The sequence below is a fragment of the Pseudomonas sp. ABFPK genome, assembly GCF_001586765.1.
Taxonomy (GTDB): Bacteria; Pseudomonadota; Gammaproteobacteria; order Pseudomonadales; family Pseudomonadaceae; genus Aquipseudomonas; species Aquipseudomonas asiatica.
The window spans coordinates 98,942-121,254 of sequence record NZ_LQXW01000001.1; the positions used below are offsets into that span (position 1 = coordinate 98,942).

At 60.6% G+C, this 22,313-nt stretch carries 19 protein-coding genes; 10 read left to right on the top strand and 9 right to left on the bottom strand.

Features of this window, described 5'->3' with window-relative positions:
• Window positions 1-5: 5 nt before the first annotated feature.
• Window positions 6-320 (top strand): tetratricopeptide repeat protein, encoded by a 315-nt coding sequence (locus WM94_RS00490; protein ID WP_061550195.1) that lies wholly within the window; start codon window positions 6-8, stop codon window positions 318-320.
• A gap of 97 nt (window positions 321-417) precedes the next feature.
• On the opposite strand, the gene WM94_RS00495 is transcribed toward WM94_RS00490, so the two are convergent.
• On the bottom strand, window positions 418-1,305 hold the full coding sequence (locus WM94_RS00495) for a lysophospholipid acyltransferase (protein WP_003260003.1): 888 nt from the start codon (window positions 1,303-1,305) through the stop codon (window positions 418-420).
• Window positions 1,306-1,346: 41 nt separating this feature from the next.
• A complete protein-coding gene (locus WM94_RS00500; RefSeq protein WP_003260004.1) occupies window positions 1,347-1,898 on the bottom strand; it encodes a DNA-3-methyladenine glycosylase I in 552 nt (183 codons plus the stop codon).
• 83 nt (window positions 1,899-1,981) lie between these two features.
• Here WM94_RS00500 and glyQ point away from each other — a divergent pair, with 83 nt between their 5' ends.
• Genes glyQ through WM94_RS00520 form a run of 4 tightly spaced genes read left to right on the top strand, consistent with a single transcriptional unit; the run spans window position 1,982 to window position 6,340 of the window.
• The gene (gene glyQ, locus WM94_RS00505; protein WP_013970261.1) at window positions 1,982-2,929 is read left to right on the top strand and encodes a glycine--tRNA ligase subunit alpha; all 948 of its coding nucleotides are present in this window, start codon (window positions 1,982-1,984) and stop codon (window positions 2,927-2,929) included.
• Window positions 2,926-4,977 carry a glycine--tRNA ligase subunit beta gene (gene glyS / locus WM94_RS00510; RefSeq protein WP_061550196.1) on the top strand — a complete coding sequence of 684 codons (2,052 nt, stop codon included), beginning with the start codon at window positions 2,926-2,928 and terminating at the stop codon, window positions 4,975-4,977. The genes glyQ and glyS overlap by 4 nt, the downstream gene beginning before the upstream one ends.
• Window positions 4,978-4,980: 3 nt before the next feature.
• Window positions 4,981-5,508, top strand: a complete 528-nt coding sequence (gmhB, locus tag WM94_RS00515; RefSeq protein ID WP_015268435.1) for a D-glycero-beta-D-manno-heptose 1,7-bisphosphate 7-phosphatase — start codon at window positions 4,981-4,983, stop codon at window positions 5,506-5,508.
• A gap of 46 nt (window positions 5,509-5,554) precedes the next feature.
• Window positions 5,555-6,340, top strand: a complete 786-nt coding sequence (locus tag WM94_RS00520) for a 1-acyl-sn-glycerol-3-phosphate acyltransferase (RefSeq protein WP_025337179.1) — start codon at window positions 5,555-5,557, stop codon at window positions 6,338-6,340.
• 201 nt (window positions 6,341-6,541) lie between these two features.
• Here the strand turns inward: WM94_RS00520 and WM94_RS00525 are convergent, their stop codons facing one another.
• Window positions 6,542-8,161, bottom strand: coding sequence for an MFS transporter (locus WM94_RS00525; protein ID WP_061550197.1), 1,620 nt, complete (start codon window positions 8,159-8,161; stop codon window positions 6,542-6,544).
• A 98-nt stretch (window positions 8,162-8,259) separates the two neighbouring features.
• Complete coding sequence (locus tag WM94_RS00530; RefSeq protein WP_061550198.1) at window positions 8,260-9,906, bottom strand: GMC family oxidoreductase; 1,647 nt, start codon at window positions 9,904-9,906, stop codon at window positions 8,260-8,262.
• Window positions 9,907-10,203: 297 nt separating this feature from the next.
• Between WM94_RS00530 and WM94_RS00535 the strand changes: the two genes are divergently transcribed.
• Window positions 10,204-11,091 carry a LysR family transcriptional regulator gene (locus WM94_RS00535; protein WP_013970255.1) on the top strand — a complete coding sequence of 296 codons (888 nt, stop codon included), beginning with the start codon at window positions 10,204-10,206 and terminating at the stop codon, window positions 11,089-11,091.
• On the opposite strand, the gene WM94_RS00540 is transcribed toward WM94_RS00535, so the two are convergent.
• The 3 genes from WM94_RS00540 to WM94_RS00550 are packed head-to-tail and all read right to left on the bottom strand — an operon-like array spanning window position 11,080 to window position 14,090.
• On the bottom strand, window positions 11,080-11,898 hold the full coding sequence (locus WM94_RS00540; RefSeq protein WP_061550199.1) for a sulfite exporter TauE/SafE family protein: 819 nt from the start codon (window positions 11,896-11,898) through the stop codon (window positions 11,080-11,082). The genes WM94_RS00535 and WM94_RS00540 overlap by 12 nt on opposite strands.
• Complete coding sequence (locus WM94_RS00545; RefSeq protein ID WP_061550200.1) at window positions 11,895-13,166, bottom strand: FAD/NAD(P)-binding oxidoreductase; 1,272 nt, start codon at window positions 13,164-13,166, stop codon at window positions 11,895-11,897. Before WM94_RS00545 ends, WM94_RS00540 begins: the two co-directional genes overlap by 4 nt.
• Window positions 13,167-13,205: 39 nt before the next feature.
• Entirely contained in the window at window positions 13,206-14,090 is an 885-nt protein-coding gene (locus WM94_RS00550) for an MBL fold metallo-hydrolase (RefSeq protein WP_061550201.1), read from the bottom strand.
• Between the two features lie 222 nt (window positions 14,091-14,312).
• Between WM94_RS00550 and WM94_RS00555 the strand changes: the two genes are divergently transcribed.
• From WM94_RS00555 to WM94_RS00570, 4 genes are all read left to right on the top strand, one after another.
• Window positions 14,313-15,605, top strand: a complete 1,293-nt coding sequence (locus WM94_RS00555) for a sigma-54-dependent Fis family transcriptional regulator (RefSeq protein WP_061550202.1) — start codon at window positions 14,313-14,315, stop codon at window positions 15,603-15,605.
• 241 nt (window positions 15,606-15,846) lie between these two features.
• Window positions 15,847-16,254 (top strand): RcnB family protein, encoded by a 408-nt coding sequence (locus WM94_RS00560; RefSeq protein WP_061550203.1) that lies wholly within the window; start codon window positions 15,847-15,849, stop codon window positions 16,252-16,254.
• Between the two features lie 90 nt (window positions 16,255-16,344).
• Window positions 16,345-16,647, top strand: a complete 303-nt coding sequence (locus tag WM94_RS00565; protein WP_015268426.1) for a type II toxin-antitoxin system HigB family toxin — start codon at window positions 16,345-16,347, stop codon at window positions 16,645-16,647.
• Window positions 16,648-16,653: 6 nt separating this feature from the next.
• Entirely contained in the window at window positions 16,654-17,025 is a 372-nt protein-coding gene (locus WM94_RS00570; RefSeq protein WP_015268425.1) for a type II toxin-antitoxin system HigA family antitoxin, read from the top strand.
• Window positions 17,026-17,298: 273 nt separating this feature from the next.
• On the opposite strand, the gene WM94_RS00575 is transcribed toward WM94_RS00570, so the two are convergent.
• Complete coding sequence (locus WM94_RS00575) at window positions 17,299-19,671, bottom strand: DEAD/DEAH box helicase family protein (protein WP_061550204.1); 2,373 nt, start codon at window positions 19,669-19,671, stop codon at window positions 17,299-17,301.
• 219 nt (window positions 19,672-19,890) lie between these two features.
• The gene (gene gyrB, locus WM94_RS00580; RefSeq protein ID WP_061550205.1) at window positions 19,891-22,311 is read right to left on the bottom strand and encodes a DNA topoisomerase (ATP-hydrolyzing) subunit B; all 2,421 of its coding nucleotides are present in this window, start codon (window positions 22,309-22,311) and stop codon (window positions 19,891-19,893) included.
• Window positions 22,312-22,313: the final 2 nt, after the last annotated feature.

Consider the following 22,313-nt stretch of genomic DNA (forward strand, 5'->3'; position numbering starts at 1 on the left):
AGGGCATGCGCGAATCGCTGGAGAAGATGCTGGCCAAGGGTGTGGATAACCCTTTGTTGAGGTTCGGCCTGGGCAAGGCCTGGCTGGATGAAGGCAATGGTGCTGAAGCGGCGGTGCATCTGGCACGGTGCGTGGAACAGGACCCGAAGTACTCGGCGGCGTGGAAGCTGCTGGGCAAGGCGCATCAGCTGCAGGGTGACCTGGCGGCGGCGCGCAAGGCCTGGGAGGAGGGGATCGTGGCCGCGCAGGCCCATGGGGACAAGCAGGCCGAGAAAGAGATGACCGTGTTTCTGAAGAAACTCAACAAGACATCAGGTTAACGCGGTCCCTGTGGGAGCGGGTTCACCCGCGAATGCGATGTTGGATTCACCGACGCATTCGCGGGTAAACCCGCTCCCACAGGGGACAGTGAAAATCTCAGTACCAGCGTGGCTCGCCAGCCGGGCGCTTCTTGAAGCGCTTCATGCTCCACATGTACTGGCTCGGGTACTCGCGCACATAGCGCTCGACCACCTTGCTCATCGCCGCCGCCGACACGGTCACGTCGGTGCTGTACATCTCTTCCGGCGCCGCCTCCAGGAACACCTTGAAGCCCGAGCCGTCAGGCAACCGCAGGGCATGCAGGAACACCCCAACCGCCTTGCCACCGGCCAGCATGTTCGGAACGAACTTGCTGGTCAGCGCCTGGGTACCCAGGAACGGCACGAACACCCCGGCCGACTCCGCCGGCTCCGGGTCGGCAGGAATACCCACCTGGCCACCACGGCGCACTTCTTTGATCACGCTGAGGATGCCTTCCTTGGTCGAAGGCGCCACGCGGTTGCCCATCTGCACCCGCTGCTCGCGCAGCAGGTCATCCACCGCCTTCAGCTTCGGCGGGCGATAGAAGATGATCGGTTTGCACTGGTTGCAGTAGAAGTGGTTCAGCACTTCCCAGTTACCCAGGTGGCTGGTGATGCCGACCACGCCCTTGCCCGAGGCCAGGGCCTGCTCCAGCACTTCCAGGCCGTGCACTTCCTTGACCAGCTCCAGCGAGCGCTGCGGCGGCCAGATCCAGGCACAGGCACTTTCGACGAAGGATTTACCGATATCCTTCAACGCGCGGCCCACCAGCTGCTCGCGCTCGGCCGGGTCCATCTCCGGGAAGCACTTGGCGAGGTTGATGCGCACGACATTGCGCGAGCCGTTGGGGATCTTCCACATCAGCCAGCCGATACCGGCGCCGACGCGCTGCACAGCGCCCCAGGGCAGCTTGGCAAACAGGCGCAGCACCCCGACCATCAGGGCGCCCTTGAACTTTTCCACAGGCGAATTCCTTATTTCAGCAAGGCGCGCATTGTAACCCCTCAGCGCAACAAGGCGGCGTAGCGATCGCAATCGGTGGTGTGGTCCATGACCATGCCGGTGGCCTGCATGAAGGCATAGCAGATGGTCGGGCCAACGAACGTGAAGCCGGCTTTCTGCAGGGCTTTGCTCATCGCCTTGGCTTCATCGGTAACCGCTGGCACCTCGCTGCGGCCAGTGAAGTGGTTGATCTTCGGCGCACCACCGACGAATGACCAGAGCCAGTCGGCGGGGTTGTCCACAGCCAGCCAGGCCTGGGCATTACGCCTGGCAGCCTTGAGCTTGAGGCGGTTGCGGATGATGCCGGCATCCTGCATCAGCTCCTCGATGCGTTCGTCGCTCATGACGGCGAGTTTCACCGGATCGAAGCCGTGCATCACCTCGCGATAACGCTCGCGTTTACGCAATACGGTGATCCACGAAAGCCCCGCCTGGAACCCTTCGAGCAAAAGCATCTCGAACAGCAACGCCGGGTCACGCTGGGGCGTTCCCCATTCCTGGTCGTGGTAGGCCTGGTACAACGGATCGTCGGTACACCAAAAGCAGCGTGGCATAAGGCTCCAATGAGTAGAGGGCGAGGCGAATCAGGTTATACTCCCGCTCTTTACATCCGCATCCCCAGATACAGGTGAATTTCGTGAGCCAGCCTACGCCAGCCGTGCGTACCTTCCAAGACCTGATCCTCGCCCTGCAGAACTACTGGGCCGAGCAAGGTTGTGTGGTGCTTCAGCCCTACGATATGGAAGTAGGCGCCGGCACTTTCCACACCGCTACATTCCTGCGCGCCGTGGGTCCAGAAACCTGGAACGCCGCCTATGTGCAGCCTAGCCGTCGCCCTGCCGACGGGCGGTATGGCGAAAACCCCAACCGCCTGCAGCACTACTACCAGTTCCAGGTGGTACTGAAGCCCAACCCGGCCAACTTCCAGGAGCTGTACCTCGGCTCGCTGAAAGCCATCGGCCTGGACCCGCTGGTCCACGACATTCGCTTCGTCGAAGACAACTGGGAATCGCCGACCCTCGGCGCCTGGGGCCTGGGCTGGGAAATCTGGCTCAACGGCATGGAAGTCACCCAGTTCACCTACTTCCAGCAGGTAGGCGGCATCGAGTGCTACCCAGTCACTGGTGAAATCACCTACGGCCTGGAGCGCCTGGCCATGTACATCCAGGGCGTCGACTCGGTGTACGACCTGGTGTGGGCCGACGGCCCGTTCGGCAAGGTCACCTACGGCGACGTGTTCCACCAAAACGAGGTGGAGCAGTCGACCTACAACTTCGAGCACGCCAATGTCGACAAGCTGTTCGAGCTGTTCGACTTCTACGAAAGCGAAGCCAACCGCCTGATCAAGCTTGAGCTGCCGCTGCCGACCTATGAAATGGTCCTGAAGGCCTCGCACACCTTCAACCTGCTGGACGCCCGCCGCGCCATCTCGGTAACCGAGCGCCAGCGCTACATCCTGCGTGTACGTACCCTGGCCCGGGACGTGGCGCAAAGCTATCTGCAAGCCCGCGCACGCCTGGGCTTCCCGATGGCCACCCCTGAACTGCGTGACGAAGTGTTGGCTAAGCTGGAGGCTGCACAATGAGTGCTCAAGATTTCCTGGTAGAACTGGGCACCGAGGAGCTGCCACCGAAGGCCCTCGCCAGCCTTGGCGAAGCCTTCCTGGCGGGTATCGAGAAGGGCCTGCAGGCCGCTGGCCTGAACTACAGCGGCAAGCAGGTTTACGCCGCGCCGCGCCGCCTGGCCGTGCTGATCCGCCAGCTGGACGTGCAGCAGCCTGACCGCAGCATCAATATCGACGGCCCGCCCCTGCAGGCTGCTTTCAAAGACGGCGAGCCGACCCAGGCTGCCTTGGGCTTTGCCAAGAAATGCGGTGTGGAGCTGTCGGAAATCGACCAGAGCGGCCCCAAGCTGCGCTTCTCCCAGCACATCCCGGGCAAGGCCACCACCGGCCTGCTGCCGACCATCGTCGAAGACTCGCTCAACGACCTGCCGATCCCCAAGCGCATGCGCTGGGCGGCCAGCCGTGAAGAGTTCGTGCGCCCGACCCAATGGCTGGTGATGCTGCTGGGCGACCAGGTGGTCGACTGCACCATCCTGTCGCAGAAGGCAGGCCGTGAATCCCGTGGCCACCGCTTCCACCACCCGGAAAACGTGGTCATCACCACCCCGGCCAACTACGTCGAAGACCTGCGCAAAGCGTACGTGCTGGCCGACTTCGCCGAGCGCCGCGAGCTGATCAGCAAGCGTACCGCCGAGCTGGCCATGCAGCAGGAAGGCAGCGCCATCGTGCCGCCGGCGCTGCTGGACGAAGTGACCGCCCTGGTCGAGTGGCCAGTGCCGCTGGTGTGCTCGTTCGAGGAGCGTTTCCTCGAAGTGCCACAGGAAGCCCTGATCACCACCATGCAGGACAACCAGAAGTACTTCTGCCTGCTGGACAGCGAAGGCAAGCTGCTGCCGCGCTTCATCACCGTGGCCAACGTCGAGAGCCGCGACCCGAAGCAGATCGTGCAAGGCAACGAGAAGGTCGTACGCCCACGCCTGACCGACGCCGAGTTCTTCTTCAAGCAGGACAAGAAGCAGCCGCTGGAAACCTTCAACGAGCGCCTGAAGAACGTGGTGTTCCAGGCTCAGCTGGGTACCGTGTACGACAAGGCCGAGCGCGTCTCCAAGCTGGCCGCCTTCATCGCCCCGCTGATCGGCGGCGACGCCCAGCGCGCCGGCCGCGCCGGCCTGCTGTCGAAGTGCGACCTGGCCACCGAGATGGTCGGCGAATTCCCTGAAATGCAGGGTGTTGCCGGTTACTACTACGCGCTCAACGACGGTGAGCCGGAAGACGTGGCCCTGGCCCTGAACGAGCAGTACATGCCGCGCGGTGCTGGCGCCGAGCTGCCGCAGACCCTCACCGGTGCTGCGGTGGCCATCGCCGACAAGCTCGACACCCTGGTCGGCATCTTCGGCATCGGCATGCTGCCTACCGGCAGCAAGGACCCGTACGCCCTGCGCCGTGCCGCCTTGGGCGTGCTGCGTATCCTGATCGAGAAGCAGCTGGACCTGGACCTGACCGGTGCGGTCGAGTTCGCGGTCAAGCAGTTCGGCGCCAAGGTCAAGGCCGCCGGCCTGGCCGAACAGGTGCTGGAGTTCATCTTCGACCGCCTGCGTGCGCGTTACGAAGACGAAGGCATCGACGTGGCCACCTACCTGTCGGTCCGTGCCCTGCAGCCAGGTTCTGCCTTGGACTTCGACCAGCGCGTGCAGGCTGTACAAGCCTTCCGCAAGCTGCCGGAAGCCGAGGCCCTGGCCGCGGTGAACAAGCGCGTGTCGAACCTGCTGAGCAAGGCCGAAGGCGCCATCGCCGATCACGTCGAGCCGAAGTACTTCGACAACGCCAACGAGTTCTCCCTGTACTCGGCCATCCAGCAGGCCGACCAGGCCGTGCAACCGATGGCTGCTGCGCGCCAGTACAGCGAATCGCTGGCCCGCCTGGCGGCCCTGCGTGACCCGGTCGACGCCTTCTTCGAGGCGGTGATGGTCAACGCCGAGGATGCCAAGGTACGCGCCAACCGTTATGCCCTGCTCAGCCGCCTGCGCGGCCTGTTCCTGGGCGTGGCCGACATTTCGCTGCTGGGGTAAGCCTTGAAACTGCTGATTCTCGACCGTGACGGAGTAATCAACTACGACTCCGACGCCTACATCAAGACGCTGGACGAGTGGGTGCCGATCCCTGGCTCGGTCGATGCGATCGCGCAGTTGAGCAAGGCGGGCTGGACGGTGGCCGTGGCCACCAACCAGTCCGGCATCGCCCGTGGCTACTATGCGCTGACTACCCTCGAGGCCATGCACGCGCGCCTGCGCGCGCTGGTGGCCGAGCAGGGTGGCGAAGTGGGCCACATCGTGTATTGCCCGCACGGGCCGGACGAAGGCTGCGATTGCCGCAAGCCCAAGCCTGGCATGCTGCGGGCGATCGCCGAGCATTACCAGGTCGGCCTGGAAGGCGTCTGGTTCGTTGGCGACAGCAAAGGTGACCTGGAGGCCGCCCTGGCCGTCGGTGCACAACCCGTGTTGGTGAAAACCGGCAAGGGCGAGCGGACCCTGGAAAAAGGCGTCCCGGAAACTACACTGATTTTCGACGATCTGGCAGCTATCGCCAGAGAACTAATTTAAACAGTGCGCCTTCGGGCGCATTTTTCTCAGGCGGGCATGCCCCGCAATGGTACAAGCCACTATGTCGATCCTGCAGGCGATCAGAATCTTTCTTTTTTACCTGCTGCTGGGCACCAGTTCGCTGCTGTGGTGCTCGCTGAGCTTCTTCGTCGCGCCGTTCCTGTCGTTCCCCAAGCGCTACAAGTTCATCAACGTGTACTGGTGCCGTTGCGCGTTGTTCCTGGTGCGCACCATCCTGGGTATCGACTACAAGATCACTGGCGCCGAGAACGTGCCTGATGAGCCTTGCGTGATCCTGTCCAACCACCAGAGCACCTGGGAAACCTTCTTCCTTTCCCAGTATTTCTCGCCGCTGAGCCAGGTGCTCAAGCGCGAGTTGCTGTACGTGCCGTTCTTCGGTTGGGCCATGGCCATGCTGCGGCCGATCGCGATCAACCGCGATAACCCCAAGGAAGCCCTGCGCCAGGTAGCCAGCAAGGGTGACGAGCTGCTCAAGCAGAAGACCTGGGTGCTGATCTTCCCGGAAGGCACCCGCGTGCCATTCGGCACCATGGGAAAGTTCTCCCGTGGCGGTACCGCGCTGGCAGTGAATGCCGGGCTGCCGGTGCTGCCGATTGCCCATAACGCCGGCAAGTTCTGGCCCAAGACCGGTTGGGGCAAGCGCGCGGGCACAATCGAGGTGGTGATTGGCGAGCCGATGTACGCCAACGGCACCGGGCCACGGGCCATCGCCGAGCTCAACGACCGCGCCGCGGCGTGGAACGAAGCGACCCAGCGGGCCATGGGTTCGCTGCCGCCAGCAGAGGAAAAACCCCAGGAACAGATGGCCTGACCATCTGTGGATAACTTGTGAACTGTTTTTGGATTAAAAGCCTGAAGTGATCGCTAAGTGTTTGAATTAGTTGTTTATTTCTGTGTATGACATTTTTCTGAAAATCGTGCATAAGTTTTTTTGGGGCATAAGAAAACCGGCTTTTACAGCCGGTTTTTTTATTGCCTCATGCGGGCGTGTGGAAACGGCCCGTTGCAGCCGTCAGATCTTGTCGATATCCACATCCCTGGTTTCTTTCAGGCAGAAGATCCCCACCACCAGGCTGACCCCGGTCACCAGCACCGGGTACCACAGCCCATAGAAGATATCCCCGGTGTACACCACCAGCGCGAACGACAGCGTTGGCAGGAAGCCACCGAACCAGCCGTTGCCAATGTGGTAGGGCAGTGACATCGAGGTGTAGCGGATGCGAGTGGGGAACAGCTCGACCATCACCGCCGCCAGCGGGCCATAGGTCATGGTCGCGATCAGGATCATCGCCACGATCAGCACCACCACCATCACCTGGTTGACCTGCCCAGGGTCGGCCTTGGCCGGGTAACCGGCCTGTTCCACCGCAGCACGCATGGCTGCTTCGTCGAAGCCGTTGATGGTCTTGTCACCGATGTTAACCACCACATCGCTGCCGGCCACATCCACAGAGCTGTACGGTAGGCCTTGCTTGACCAGGAAAGTCTTGACCTTGTCGCACGGGCTGTCGAAACGCGCCTTGCCCACCGGGTCGAACTGGAAGGTGCAGCCTTGCGGGTCGGCAGTGACAACGATCGGCGCCTGGCGGCTGGCTGCGTCGATCTGTGGGTTGGCGTAGTGGCTCAGCGCCTTGAACAGCGGGAAGTACAGCACCGTGGCCAGGAGCAGGCCGAGCATCAGGATCGGCTTGCGGCCAATACGGTCGGACAACCAGCCGAAGAACACGAAGAACGGCGCACCAATGACCACGCTGATGATCAGCAGGGTGTTGGCCTGGGCCGGGTCCATCTTCAGCATCTGGGTCATGAAGAACAGCACGTAGAACTGCGCCGTGTAGAAGGTCACGGCCTGCCCGGCGTTGATGCTGAACAGGGCGGTGAGCACCACTTTAAGGTTCGGCCAGGAAGTGAACGACTCACGGATCGGCGACTTGCTGACCTTGCCCTGAGCCTTCATTTTCACGAAGGCCGGCGACTCGTGCATGCTCATGCGAATCCAGGTGGAAATCGCCAGCAGCACGATCGACAACAGGAACGGCAGGCGCCAACCCCAGGTTTCGAACTGGTCGCCACTGATATAGCGGCTGCCCAGCACGACCACAAGCGACAACAACAGGCCAAGGGTGGCGGTGGACTGGATGAAACCCGTGTGGAAACCGCGCTTGCCGGGCGGCGCATGCTCGGCCACATAGGTGGCCGCACCGCCGTATTCACCACCCAGCGCCAGCCCCTGCAGCATGCGCAGGACCACCAGGATGATCGGTGCCGCGATGCCGATGCTGGCGTAGGTGGGCAACAACCCTACCGCGAAGGTGGACAGGCCCATCAGCACGATGGTGACCAGGAAGGTGTACTTGCGCCCGATCATGTCGCCCAGCCGGCCGAACACCAGCGCGCCGAATGGCCGCACCAGAAAGCCGGCGGCAAAGGCCATGAGGGCGAAGATGAAGGCCGTGGTGTCGTTCACGCCAGCGAAGAACTGCTTGCTGATGACCGCTGCCAGCGCACCATAGAGAAAAAAGTCATACCACTCGAAAACTGTCCCGAGGGATGACGCGAAAATGATCTTGCGTTCTTCACGACGGCTGGAGCTGCTGGCCGCCGCACCCTGCTCTTGGATGTAATCCGACATCGTTGCTGTCCTCGGCCCGCAGGCCACAGTGATTATTCTTGTTGTTCCACTGTCGGCAGCTTCTGACCGCCAGCTGCCGGTACTGCACGCACCCGGGGTCAGGGCGTCGGTATCGCGTCTTCGTTCAGATAGGTCTGGGTAGCAGCTCCTTTGAGGATCAGTTGCGCCGCCTTCTCGGCGATCATCAGGGTGGGTGAACAGGTATTGCCGGAGGTGATCTGCGGCATGATCGAGGCGTCCGCCACGCGCAGGCCGGGGATGCCGTGTACGCGCAACTGGTTATCCACAACGTCCAGTTCGCCATTGCCCATGCGGCAGGTGCCGACCGGGTGGAAGATGGTGGTGCCGATCTTGCCGGCGGCTTCGAACAGCTCTTCTTCGGTTTGCAGGGCTGGGCCCGGCAGGTATTCCTTTGGGTCGAACGCAGCGAGGGCAGGGGCCTGGACGATACGCCGGGTAAGGCGAATGGCATCGGCGGCGACGCGCAGGTCCTGGGAGTCGCTGAGGTAGTTGGGGTCGATCAGCGGCGTGCTGTTCATGTCGCTGCTGCGGATATCGATACGCCCGCGGCTGGCCGGGCGCAGGTTGCACACCGAGGCGGTAAAGGCCGGGAACGTGTGCAGTGGTTCGCCGAATCGCTCAAGTGACAGCGGCTGCACGTGGTACTGCAGGTTGGCGGTGGCCTGCTCCGGGCTTGAACGCACGAATGCACCCAGCTGGCTCGGGGCCATGGCCAGCGGGCCACTGCGGTCATAGAGGTAGCGCAGGCCCATGCCCATCTTGCCCCACAGGCTGTTGGCCATCTGGTTCAGGGTACGGGAATTGCGGATCTGGTAGATCAGGCGCAGCTGCAGGTGATCCTGCAGGTTGCCGCCAACACCGGGCATGTCGTGACGCACGCCAATGCCCAGGCTTTCCAATAACTGCCGCGGGCCGATGCCGGAGCGCTGCAGGATACCGGGAGAGCCCACAGCACCCGCACAGAGGATGATCTCGCGACGTGCCGCAAACTCGTGCCAGGCACCCTGCCAGAACGCCTTTACCGCACGCGCACGGGTGTTGTTGAGCAGCACCTGGTCAACCTGAACGCCGGTCAGCACGGTGAGGTTGGGGCGGTCCTTGATCGGCCGCAGAAAAGCCTTGGAAGCGTTCCAGCGCACACCGCTGCGCTGGTTGACCTGGAAATATCCACAGCCCTGGTTGTCGCCGGTATTGAAGTCCTCGACCTTGCCGATGCCGCTTTGCTCGGCGGCATCACGGAAGGCATCGAGGATCGGCCAGCTATAGCGCTGGCGCTCGACCCGCCATTCGCCATCACCACCGTGGTGCTCGCTGGCGCCGGCAAAGTGGCTTTCGCTGGCCTTGAACAGCGGCAGTACGTCCTTCCAGGCCCAGCCTTCGTTGCCTTGCTCGGCCCAACGGTCGTAGTCGGCAGCCTGGCCGCGCATGTAGATCATGCCGTTGATCGAGGAGCAGCCACCTAGCACCTTGCCGCGAGGGTAGCCCAATGCACGACCACCCAGACCGGGCTGCGCCTCGGTCTTGAAGCACCAGTCGGTGCGCGGGTTGCCGATGCAATAGAGGTAACCGACGGGGATATGGATCCAGGGATAGTTGTCGCGGCCACCCGCTTCCAGCAGCAGTACGCGGCAGGAAGGGTCGGCGGACAAACGATTGGCCAACAGGCAACCGGCGGGACCGGCTCCTACGACCACGTAGTCGAAGACAGAATCGGCTGATGGCATTTGCAACCTCGGGCCTGATTATTATTCTTGTCCCGATCCATCTTAGTGAGTAATTTCGTGGAGGAAACACGAGATTTCGCGCAGCCGCTGTGCGTTTTAGCACAGCGATCATCACGGCAACGGCGCGGTCCTGTAGGAGCGGCCTTGTGTCGCGATGGGGCGCGCAGCGGCCCTGAGTCAGCACATGTGGTCCTTCAGGTAGACCGAGTTTGCTGAATTCAGGGCCGCTGCGCGCCCCATCGCGACACAAGGCCGCTCCTACAAAGGTTCGCGCGGTCTGGATGCATAGGGACAAGCATGTTCGACTGGAACGATCTGCGGTTTTTCCTCGAGTTGCAGCGCAGCGGCCGCCTGCTTACCGCCGCCAAGCGCCTCAACACCACCCACAGCACCGTGGCCCGGCACATCGAGAGCATCGAGCAAAGCCTGGGGACTGCGCTGTTCGTGCAGCATGCCCAGGGCTATGAACTGACCCCCTCGGGCCAGGCCCTGCTCAAGCACGCCGAAGCCATGGAAAACGTCGCCCTGCTGGCGCAGGAAGAAATCACCCAGGCCATCACGCCGCTGGGCAAGATTCGCCTGGGGGTGACCGAAGGCATCGGCATCATGTTCTTCACCCCGCGCATGAATGCGCTGTTCGACCGCTACCCCGGCCTGGAAGTGGAGTTGGTGGCGGTACCGCGCTTCGTCAGCATCCTCAACCGCGAGGCGGAGATCAGCATCCACCTGGAACGGCCCAACGCCGACCTGCTGATCACCCGCAAGCTCACCGACTATCGCCTGGCCCTGTACGCCAGCCAGGACTACCTGGATCGCGCGCCCCCGCTGCGCAACCGCGAGGACCTGGCCCGGCATAGCTGGATCGGCTACGTCGACGACTTGCTGTTCAGCCAGGAACTGCTGTTTCTCAACAGCTTCTGCCGGGCCCCCAACGTGGTGTTTCGCAGCACCAGCGTGATCGCCCAGCAAACCGCCGCCCGCGCCGGGTTGGGCATCGCCGTACTGCCCAACTACATGGCCCGCCACGACCCGACGCTGGTGCGCGTGCTGCCTGGCGAAACCATCCAGCGCAGCTACTGGATCTGCACCCGCCGCGAACTGCACAAGTCGGTGCGCCTGCGGGTAGTGTGGGACTACCTGCTGGCGCTGTGCGCGGCAGAACAGAGCGAGCTGCTAGCCCAGTAGCGCCTTGCCGGCCAGCAGCAGGGCCGCAGCCCAACCGGCCACGGCAAACATCTGCTGCAAGCGCGGCCCGGCCAGCCTGGCCGCCAATGGCCGCGCCAGCAGCAGGCCGAGCACCGCGCCAACGGCGAACGGGGCGCCTACCTGCCAGTGCATGACCCCTGCCAGGCTGGCGCTGACCACACTGCCGGTGGACACCAGCGCGATCACCGCCAGCGAAGTGGAAACGATGCTGGCCATGCGCAGGTTGGTGTAGCGGTTAAGGGCCGGGATGATGACAAAGCCACCGCCCACGCCCAGCAGGCCGGACAGCAGCCCTGACAATGCGCCGGTAAAGGCCAGGGCGCGCGCGCAGGGCAGGGTCCAGCGCAAACGGCCCTGCAGCGGGTTCAGCACGCAGGGTTCGATGTAGCGATGGGCATCATTGGCTTCGTCGTGCAGTTCCTTGGCCGCCTTGCGCCAGATGCGCAGGCAGGCATACACCAACACCCCGGCGAACACCAACTGCAGTGGCGTGTTCGGCAGGCGGTGCGCCAGCATCAGCCCGAACGGCGCCGCTGCCACACCGATCAATGCGATGAACAGCGCCGCCCGGTAGCGCACCAGGCCCTGCCGCAAGCCCAGCACAGCACCCACCGCTGCCGCCATGCCTACGGCCAGCAGGCCGACCGGTGCCGCCTCGACCATCGACAGCCCCAGGCCGAACACCAGCAAAGGCACTGCGAGAATGCCACCGCCGGCACCGGTCAACGCCAGCACGGCACCGATGATCGCGCCCAGGCCCGCTCCCAGTATTTGATGTTCGATCACTGCCGACCCTCGGCTACCAACGGCTGTGGCCGTGCCAGCCACTCGCGGCCCTTGAGCATGCCTTTCCAGTACAAGGGTGGCAGCACCTGCGCCTTGAGCAACCAGGCCAGACGTGTCGGCTTGCGGCCATCCAGCAACCAGTTGGGGAAGCTTGGAGCCAACTTGCCGCCATAGGTGAACTCGGCAAGGACGATCTTGCCGCGTTCGACGGTGAGCGGGCAGGATCCATAACCATCGTACTGGGCCAGGGTAGGCAGCCTGCCCAGGGCCACCAGTACATTGTTGGCCACGACCGGAGCCTGCTTGCGTGCAGCGGCGGCGGTCTTGGCATTGCTGGTGTTGGTCACGTCCCCAAGGGCATGGACATTGGTGAAGTGGCGATGGCGCAGGGTGTGCGGGTCGACATCGACCCAGCCGGCGCTGTCGGCCAACGGGCTTTCACGAATGAAGTCCGGTGCCACCTGCGGCGGTACCACGTGCAGCATGTCGAAGGCCTCGATACGGGTTTCGCTGCTGCCATCGGCCAAGGTGCGCACGAAGGTGGCTCGCTTGTTCGGGCCGTCCACGGCGACCAGGCGGTGGGAAAAATTGAGGTCCACGGCGTACTTCTCGATGTACTTCATGAGTGCGGGCACGTAGTCCGCCACTCCGAACAACACTGCACCGGCATTGAAGAAACTGGCTTTCACAGCCCCCAGGTGACCATGCCGCAGCCAGTGGTCGCAAGACAGGTACAGCGCCTTCTGCGGCGCGCCTGCGCACTTGATCGGCATAGGCGGCTGGCAGAACAGCGCTCGCCCTTGCTTGAGCTTCTGCACCAGTTCCCAGGTGTAGGGCGCCAGGTCGTAGCGGTAGTTGGAGGTGACGCCGTTGCGGCCCAAGGTCTCGCTGAGGCCATCAATGGCCGCCCAATCCAGCTTGAGGCCGGGGCAGACCACCAACTGTTCATAACTGATGGCGCGGCCGCCTTCGAGGAGGACCAGTTGGCCCAGCGGGTCGAACCCCTGCACACGTGCGTTTATCCAGCGAACGCCGCGCGGAGTGGTCGAGGCCATAGTGCGAGCAGTGCTTGGCGCCATGAACACACCGGCACCGACCATGGTCCAGCCGGGCTGGTAGTAATGCACTTCGGCGGGGTCGATCAAGGTCACATCCAGCGACGGGTCACGGCTGATCAAGCTGGAAGCGGTGGCGATTCCGGCGGCGCCGGCACCGACGATGACCACTTTGTGGTGATCGGTATTGGCAGGGGACAACAAGGCAGGCATGGCGGTAAATCCTGTAAATCTGGTTATGGGGCAGGGCGGTCACAGCTTGTTCAGCGGTATCTTCAGGTAGCTCACACCGTTATCTTCCGGCGCGGGGAACTGGCCGCTGCGCATGTTCACCTGCACCGAAGGCAGGATCAGCACGGGCATGTCGAGGGTCTTGTCGCGGGCTTCACGCATGGCGACGAAGCTGTCCTCATCGATGCCCTGGTGGATATGAATATTGTTGGCGCGCTGCTCGGCCACGGTGGTGACGTACTGCATGTCACGGCCACCTGGCAGGTAGTCGTGGCACATGAACAGCCGGGTCTGGTCGGGGAAGGCCAGCAGACGACGGATCGAGCGGTACAGGGTACGGGCATCGGCCCCCGGGAAGTCGCAACGGGCGGTACCGTAGTCGGGCATGAACAGGGTGTCGCCGACGAACACCGCTGTCTCGCCGGCGTCCTCGATCATGAAGCTCATGCACGCAGGCGTGTGCCCCGGGGTGTGCAACGCGCGGGCATGCAGGTTGCCAATGCGAAAACCTTCCTCGTCCTCGAACAGCACATCGAACTGGCTGCCATCGCGGGCGAAGCCAGGCTCGGCGTTGAACAGGGTACCGAACACTTTCTGTACCTGGGTGATATGCGCGCCGATGGCGGTATGGCCGCCAAGCTTTTCCTTCAAATAGGCCGCCGCCGAAAGGTGGTCGGCATGCACATGGGTTTCCAGCACCCACTGCACGTCAGCTCGCAGCTCCTTCACCCGGTCAATCAACTGGTCCGCCGAAGCAGTGCAGGTACGCCCCGACTTGGGGTCATAGTCCAGGACACTGTCGATCAACGCACACTTGCGCGTTTCGCCGTCCATGACCAGGTAGCTGATGGTCGAGGTCGCCTTGTCGTAAAAAGCGTCCACGTGCAGGTTGTTGCCGATGATCATCGCGTTCTCCAATTTATCCGCCCAGCCTTGTACAGGCGTAGGCAGTGCCAGGAGGTTTATCAAGATGCATGCCAGGCATTTTCCTGCGTTTGGGCCAATGAAACCGGCCCGTTGCTGACAGTTGCCGACGACAGTGGCAGCGCAGATGGCAGTCGACTGTCAGCCGATGGCAGTGTTTGGCAGTCCTTGTTACCCTGCGCCGGTCATCCAATCGGTGCCGTCATGCCTGAAGCCCATCCCCTCATCCTAGCTTTGGTTTCCTATCTTGAGCACGATGCCCTGCCAACCATCGTGCTGGATACCGACTACAACATCCTGGCGGCCAACGCTGCCTATCGCCGCCAGTTCGGTCGCCATGAGCAGGCGCCGCTGGGTGAGAAATGCCACAAGGTCTCGCACCACTACGCCGTGCCTTGCGACCAGGCCGGCGAGCATTGCCCGATGCGCAAGGCGTGGCAAAGCAAGGTTCCGGAGCGTGTGTTGCATATTCATCACACGCCACGTGGCCCCGAGCATGTGGATGTCGAGCTGCGGCCGATCCTGGATGAACAGGGCAGGGTGGTGGCCTTTGTCGAACGCCTGACCAGCATCACCCTCGCGTCGGCGCAGCCTCAGGAACAAGGGCTGGTCGGCCGCGCGCCAGCGTTCAAAGCGGCCCTGGCCAGCCTGCAACGTGCGGCACCGGCGCAGATCCCGGTGTTGCTACAGGGTGAGTCGGGTACCGGCAAGGAACTGTTCGCCCGCGCAGTGCACTTGGGTAGCCCCCGGGCCAACGGCCCGTTGGTGGTGGTTGACTGTACCGGCCTGAACGAGTCGTTGTTCGAGAGCGAGTTGTTCGGCTACGAGAAGGGCGCGTTCACTGGCGCCAACCAGCGCAAGATCGGCCTGGCTGAAGCGGCGCATGGTGGCACCCTGTTTCTGGATGAAATTGGCGAGGTCCCGCTGGCGATGCAAGTGAAGCTGCTGCGCCTGATCGAGTCCGGCAGCTTCCGCCCGGTAGGTAGCCTGCGTACGGTGCATTCGGATTTCCGCCTGGTATCGGCAACCCATAAACCGCTGAAGCAAATGGTCGCGGACGGCACCTTCCGCGAAGACCTGTACTACCGCATCAGCGGCTTCCCGATACGTCTGCCGGCATTGCGCGAACGAGCAGAAGACCTACCGTTGCTCGCCCAGAGCCTGCTGCAGCGCATGGCCGGCAAGCCGACACCCAGGCTGAGCGACGAGGCCTTGCAGAAACTCGTGCTGCATCCATTCCCAGGCAATATTCGCGAACTTCGCAACATTCTGGAAAGGGCGCGTTTGTTTGCGGACGACGGACTTATCCGGCCCGAGCATTTGCCGGAGGACATTGGGTCGACAGGGGCGATCACGGCAGATGGCCGGCGCAATCACCTGGGTGAGCTGGCCCAGGCACTGCAACAGTTCAAGGGCTCGCGCAGTGAACTGGCCCGTCACCTTGGCCTGAGCGAGCGCACCCTGTATCGCCGGTTGAAGGAGCTTGGCCTGAATTGACGCGTTCGGTTAACGCGGTCTACAAGGACACGCGTATCCCCGAGGGCAACACACATCCTGTGGGAGCGGGTTCACCCGCGAACACCAGCGAAGCCGGTGCCATCCACCGCGCCTCCTCAGACCTTTACCGGACCTTTACCTCTGTCCTGACATTTAGCGGGAATGATTGTGGTCTGATCAGTTAACCGAACCTGGCAGCCAGTCAGCTCCCGCCAGGCGTCAACATGCAGAGGACCGCAAAATGAAGACAACCCTGACCGTGATCTGCGCCGCGCTCATGCTCAGCGCCCCCTTGGCCAGTTTCGCGCAGCCAGGCCCACCTGACCGGCATGATGGCGGCCCATCGCACCAGGGCAACCCACCGCATGGGCAGCCACAGTACCAAGGCCGACATGACAATGGTCGCGGTCCCGCCTACCGCGACCCGAACTTCCGCCCACAACAGGGCATGCCGGTTCCGCATCAGCAGTGGCAGCGTGGCCATGTGGTTGACCCGCATTACCGTGGCGACCGTTACTGGGTGACCGACTGGAAAGCACGCCACCTGTATGCGCCACCGCGTGATCACCGTTGGTTGTATGTGAACGGGGACTATGTGCTGGTGGCTATTGCCAGTGGTGTGATCGTCAACGTCCTCAGCGGTTACTGAATACCTGTTCCACGTGGAACGTTGAATCGTTGTCGGAGCGACTCTACCAACCCTTGCGTGCAGTCCCACCATGGGACTACACTACCAAACATGAAGATCATCGCCATCAGCCAGTTGAAAGCCTTTTGGGAAACCTACCCAAACGCTGAACAACCACTACGCGCATGGGTCGACGAAGCCAGGAAAGCGACATGGACGAGTCCTGATACCATCAAGAGCCAGTACCGTAACGCAAGCATCCTGAAAGGCAGACGCGTCGTCTTCAATATCAAAGGGAACGATTACAGGCTGGTGGTAGCCGTTGCCTACCGCTTTGGAGCGGTCTACATCAAGTTTGTCGGAACGCACGAGGAGTACGACAAAATCGACGCAAACACTGTGGAGATGGAGTGACTATCAATGAACATCCGCCCAATCCGCACCGACTACGACTACCGGGCAGCACTCAAGGAGATCTCTCCGCTGTTCGAGAATGAGCCAGAACCTGGCACACCCGAGGGAGACGCTTTTGAAGTCATGATCACCTTGATCGAGGCTTACGAGAGCAAGCATTTTCCGGTGGAGCTGCCAGACCCGATCGAGGCCATCAAGTTTCGTATGGAACAGTCCGGCCTAACCGCTGCCGATTTGGCTCCTGCCATAGGTAAGACAAACCGGGTCTATGAAGTGCTAAATCGTAAGCGTTCATTGACGCTGCCAATGATTTGGAAATTGCACGAAATGTTTGGCATTCCGGCTGAAAGCCTGATCAAACCAATGAAGACAGCTTGAAGCCAGCTGTCCACACTATTTGTGGAAGAGCGAATAAGCCTTGGAGGAATAGGGAAAGGTCACTAGCCTAAGAACCCGCTTCCCAAAGCCAACTATCATGGTCCCACTCCACTCGGCGCAGTTCCTCAACAACGTCATCTGAAAAATCGCCGAAGGTCTCCTCCCGGCACACCGAGAGACCGCGCCCATACAAACGATGGATGGCTTCCACTTGAGGGGCTACGCCGCTATCAACAATCACCAAGTACGGCAATTGGCGTAGATTAGGCGGCACTAGAGAAGTTTCATAGTGGCCAGACTGTCCGTCAGCCGATACCCCATCATCTTGTAGCCTATTTTTCGCTTCTCCCACATTCGCATTAATGCGACGTTGCCCTCATCAACAAAATCGATGACTTGTACATCAGTCTTGGCGGTGTGCGTTCGATTCAATCGACCAGTGTATTGCTGGAGGATTCCCCGCCAGGAAATGGGCATAGCCAGCACGAGTGTATCCAATGCAGGATGATCAAAGCCCTCACCAATCAGTTTTCCCGTAGCAAGGAGGACTCGAGGCGTGTCTTCAGACAAGGATTCAAGCTCTCCAAGACGGGATAATCGCTGCTTCTTGGGCATTCTTCCATGAAGGGTAAAGAGGTTTTCAATATACGCCTTCAGTGCCTGCTCTAAGGCATCCACATGCTCCGTGCGTTGCGTCAACACTAGTACTTTTCTACCTTGCTCATAGGCTGAGCGGATCTCTGAAACGATCTGCGCAGTACGCCCCGGGTCGTCGGCAAGTCTTTTGAAGACCTCTTGTATTCCCGCACCATCAGATACAGGAACCGGACCACTAAGCATCCGAGGAGTGACTGACAAATCGTGGGGGGCATTTTCTGGTCGTGCCGCAGTATGCCGAATGGGACCGCACTGCATGAAAATAATTGGCTGCTGTCCGTCTCGGCGGATGGGTGTAGCAGTCAGACCAAGCACATAGCGCGCGGGGGCGCTTCGTAGTAATGCTTCAAAGGAGACCGCAGAGAGGTGATGACGCTCATCCACAATAATCTGACCGTAATTTTTGATCAGGTCACTGATTTCACCTTTCCGCGAAAGTGACTGCATCACAGCGATATCAATCAGCCCGGTTGTCTTAGGCTTTCCACCGCCAATCGTACCGACTACCTCCTTTCCTACGCCCAAGAAGGTCTGTAATCGGGCTTGCCACTGCCGAAGCAGTTCCGTGCGATGCACAAGTACCAGAGTGTTAACTCTACGCCTGGCAATTAGAGCAGCGGCGGTTACTGTTTTACCAAACGCCGTTGGGGCGCAAAGTACTCCTGTGTCATGCGGAATCAGTGCAAGGATTGCCGCGTCCTGATCTGGACGTAATGCACCCAAGAATTTGACCTCGAGGGCAGCGCCAGCAAAGCGTTCATCCTGAAGTTGCGGAGTGATCTTGTGGTCTTTTAAGAGATCCTCTACCGCATCCCAACAGCCGCGAGGAATCCCAATATGCAGAGGGAAATTTTGAGCGCAGCCAATGACTCTGGGTTTATTCCAAACCGATAGCCGCATTGCCTGCGCCTTGTAAAAATCAGGGTTTTGAAAAGCCGCAAGCCGAATGAGCTGGTTAGCCAATGGCTGGGGTAGCTGTGACTTCTCAAAATAAATCAGGTTAGCCAGCGTAACGTTGAGGGTATCTGGTAAAGGGCATGTCAGCGACCGGGAAGTTGGCTCACGATGTTTCCAGGGTTCGGCTTCACTCTGCTCGTCAAAAAAAGCAACACCCAAAGGATCTCGATTGCCCATGGCTTGATTGATAACCGGCTGGATGCTTTCTGGACTCATCCGCCGAACAGAAGCCAGGAACCCCCATTGATCGGGATACGGTTCCAGTGAGTCGTCGACAAAAACACTGTGATTGTTTGCCCTGGCTCGCTTCTGCAGCGGCAGAGCAATCAGGTTGCCGAACCCACCCTTGGGCATAAAGTCCTGATTCGGGAAGAGCCTGTCGTACGAACTGAGTGACAGCTGTCGGGTGCGCTCGCAAGCATGACTTATGATCGCGGCTCCCAAACGGCGGGCGTCACTGGCAGGCACTTTGTCTTGGAAGAAAATCCACGCGTGTGCCCCATTGCCAGAACGCGAGATTTCCAGAATTACAGGAACATCGAGAGAACGGCCAGCATGCACAAACGCCAGCGCATCCTCTCGCCAGTCAGCTTCATCGAAATCGACAGCTAGGAAGTGACACGTATCATCCGAAAGCAGCGGATAGACCCCAACCACAATAGTCCCTGAGAGGTGACGATAAATGACCTCGTCGTTCACTGGTAGGAGTTGACGCTTGCCACAATCTCCGCATTTGATAAGTGGCTTTTCACAGATTCCGGGCCGCCATTCATTGGCACAGGCAGGTGCATACCCAGACTTGCCGCCTCTACTTTCCCAGCGCAATGGGTAGGTGTCGATACGTCCTTTGAACAAGCTACGGAAAAGAGCGAGTTTGCTATCAGTATCAAGGTTGGTGAGCGGCTGATTACCCAGTACCGGCATACATACAGACTCAGCTGGAAGCTGCCACTCAATGCCATGCGCCTCAAGCAAGGCTACAAGTCGCTCATTCTCTGCCCGCAATTTTGCAACCAGCGTGGAATCGCTCACTGCTTAGAAGCCTCTGTCGCTGAACAGGTTGCTAACCTAGTTACGGGTATGACGGCGGCCATCAAATGCCTTCGGGGCCTTCAGGTGAGGCTGAAGAAAATAGAGGCAAAAAAAAGCCCGCGCGTGCGAGCTTGATGTTGACCGGTGGGGACCAGAATCTGGGCCCGGCCGGTCATCTATCTGTGAAAGCGTGCAGCTTTTCTGTAAACCTACACCGAATCAGAAGTCCAGGTTCGATACCGACAGCGCGTTGCTTTCGATGAAGTCACGACGCGGCTCGACCGCATCACCCATCAGGGTGTTGAAGATCTGGTCGGCAGCGATCGCATCCTCGATGGTGACCTTGAGCATACGGCGGACGGTTGGGTCCATGGTGGTTTCCCACAGCTGCTCAGGGTTCATCTCGCCCAGCCCTTTGTATCGCTGGATGGTGTGGCGCTTGGTGGTTTCGTTCATCAGCCAATCCAGGCCTTCCTTGAACTCGACAATTGCCTTGCGGCGCTCACCGCGCTGCACATAAGCACCTTCGCCCAACAAGCTGGACAGCTTGGCACCAATGTTGACTACGGTACGGTAGTCATTACTGCCGAAGAAGTCCCGGTTGAAGGTGACGTAGCTGGCCAGGCCGTGGGAGGTAACTTCCACTTCTGGCAACCATACGTTGCGCTCTTTGTCTTCGCGCAGGCTGGCTTTGTAAACCAGGCCGGACTTCTGGCTGTTGTTCAGACGTTCCTGGAACTTGGCCAGCCAGGCTTGCATCACAGCATGGTCACCCAGCTGTTCCAGGCTGACTTCCGGCAGGTAGATGAAGTGCTCGGTCAGCTCTTCCGGGTACAAGCGCGACAGACGCTTGAGTGTCTTCATGACACTACGGAATTCATTCACCAGTGCTTCCAGCTGTACACCGGAAACCGCTGGTGCCGACTCGTCCAGATGCAGGCTGGCATCTTCCAGGGCCGACTGGGTCATGTACTCTTCCATGGCCTCGTCGTCCTTGATGTACTGCTCCTGCTTGCCTTTCTTCACCTTGTACAGCGGTGGCTGGGCAATGTAGATGTAGCCGCGCTCGACCAGCTCCGGCAGCTGACGGAAGAAGAAGGTCAGCAGCAGGGTACGGATGTGCGAACCGTCAACGTCAGCATCGGTCATGATGATGATGTTGTGATAACGCAGCTTGTCGATGTTGTACTCTTCGCGACCGATACCACAGCCCAGTGCAGTGATCAGCGTGCCAACTTCCTGGGACGAGATCATCTTGTCGAAGCGCGCTTTCTCGACGTTGAGGATTTTACCCTTCAACGGCAGGATTGCCTGGGTACGACGGTTGCGGCCTTGCTTCGCCGAGCCACCCGCGGAGTCACCCTCCACCAGGTACAGTTCGGAAAGGGCAGGGTCCTTTTCCTGGCAGTCCGCCAGTTTTCCTGGCAGGCCGGCGATATCCAGCGCGCCTTTACGGCGAGTCATTTCACGGGCTTTACGTGCCGCTTCACGGGCACGGGCAGCATCGATCATCTTGCCAACGACGGCCTTGGCCTCGTTGGGGTTTTCCAGCAGGAAGTCGGCGAAGTACTTGTTCATCTCCTGTTCCACGGCGGTTTTCACCTCCGAGGAGACCAGCTTGTCCTTGGTCTGCGAGCTGAACTTAGGGTCCGGCACCTTCACCGAGATGATCGCGGTCAGGCCTTCACGGGCGTCGTCGCCAGTGGTCGCCACCTTGTTCTTCTTGGCCAGGCCTTCCTGTTCGATGTAGCTGTTCAGGCTACGGGTCAGCGAGGAACGGAAGCCCACCAGGTGAGTACCGCCATCACGCTGCGGAATGTTGTTGGTGAAGCACAACAGGTTTTCGTTGAAGCTGTCGTTCCACTGCAGGGCGACTTCAACACCCACGCCATCGTCACGCTGGACGTTGAAGTGGAACACCTGGGAGTTGACCGGGGTCTTGTTGGTGTTCAGATATTCAACGAACGCACGCAGGCCACCTTCGTACTTGAAGAACTCTTCCTTACCGCTACGTTCATCCTTCAGCAGGATGCCAACGCCCGAGTTGAGGAACGACAGCTCGCGGATACGCTTGGCCAGGATGTCCCAGCTGAAGTGAATGTTCTTGAAGGTTTCAGCCGAAGGCTTGAAGTGGATGTGGGTACCGGTGGTTTCGCTGTCACCGACAACCGCCATCGGTGCCTGTGGAACACCGTGAACGTAGGTCTGTTCCCAGATCTTGCCGCTACGGCGAACGGTCAGTACCAGTTTCTCAGACAGGGCGTTCACTACAGAAACACCTACGCCGTGCAGACCGCCGGATACCTTGTAGGAGTTGTCGTCGAACTTACCGCCAGCGTGCAGCACGGTCATGATGACCTCGGCTGCGGAAACGCCTTCTTCTTTATGCACGTCGACCGGAATGCCGCGACCGTTGTCGCGCACACTGATGGATTCGTCCGGGTGGATGATGACGGTGATGTCATCGCAGTGACCGGCGAGGGCTTCGTCGATCGAGTTGTCGACCACCTCGAAGACCATGTGGTGCAGGCCGCTACCATCATCGGTGTCGCCAATGTACATGCCGGGGCGCTTGCGCACGGCATCCAAACCTTTCAGCACCTTGATGCTGGAGGAGTCGTACGTTTGATTTTCGCTCATGC

What these genes read in the sequence shown, in the direction of transcription:
- WM94_RS00490 (WP_061550195.1), top strand. Translation starts at nt 6, where the DNA reads ATGCGCGAATCGCTGGAGAAGATGCTGGCCAAGGGTGTGGATAACCCT.
- WM94_RS00500 (WP_003260004.1), bottom strand. Translation starts at nt 1,898, where the DNA reads ATGCCACGCTGCTTTTGGTGTACCGACGATCCGTTGTACCAGGCCTAC.
- glyS (WP_061550196.1), top strand. Translation starts at nt 2,926, where the DNA reads ATGAGTGCTCAAGATTTCCTGGTAGAACTGGGCACCGAGGAGCTGCCA.
- WM94_RS00520 (WP_025337179.1), top strand. Translation starts at nt 5,555, where the DNA reads ATGGTACAAGCCACTATGTCGATCCTGCAGGCGATCAGAATCTTTCTT.
- WM94_RS00525 (WP_061550197.1), bottom strand. Translation starts at nt 8,161, where the DNA reads ATGTCGGATTACATCCAAGAGCAGGGTGCGGCGGCCAGCAGCTCCAGC.
- WM94_RS00530 (WP_061550198.1), bottom strand. Translation starts at nt 9,906, where the DNA reads ATGCCATCAGCCGATTCTGTCTTCGACTACGTGGTCGTAGGAGCCGGT.
- WM94_RS00535 (WP_013970255.1), top strand. Translation starts at nt 10,204, where the DNA reads ATGTTCGACTGGAACGATCTGCGGTTTTTCCTCGAGTTGCAGCGCAGC.
- WM94_RS00545 (WP_061550200.1), bottom strand. Translation starts at nt 13,166, where the DNA reads ATGCCTGCCTTGTTGTCCCCTGCCAATACCGATCACCACAAAGTGGTC.
- WM94_RS00550 (WP_061550201.1), bottom strand. Translation starts at nt 14,090, where the DNA reads ATGATCATCGGCAACAACCTGCACGTGGACGCTTTTTACGACAAGGCG.
- WM94_RS00555 (WP_061550202.1), top strand. Translation starts at nt 14,313, where the DNA reads ATGCCTGAAGCCCATCCCCTCATCCTAGCTTTGGTTTCCTATCTTGAG.
- WM94_RS00560 (WP_061550203.1), top strand. Translation starts at nt 15,847, where the DNA reads ATGAAGACAACCCTGACCGTGATCTGCGCCGCGCTCATGCTCAGCGCC.
- WM94_RS00565 (WP_015268426.1), top strand. Translation starts at nt 16,345, where the DNA reads ATGAAGATCATCGCCATCAGCCAGTTGAAAGCCTTTTGGGAAACCTAC.
- WM94_RS00570 (WP_015268425.1), top strand. Translation starts at nt 16,654, where the DNA reads ATGAACATCCGCCCAATCCGCACCGACTACGACTACCGGGCAGCACTC.
- gyrB (WP_061550205.1), bottom strand. Translation starts at nt 22,311, where the DNA reads ATGAGCGAAAATCAAACGTACGACTCCTCCAGCATCAAGGTGCTGAAA.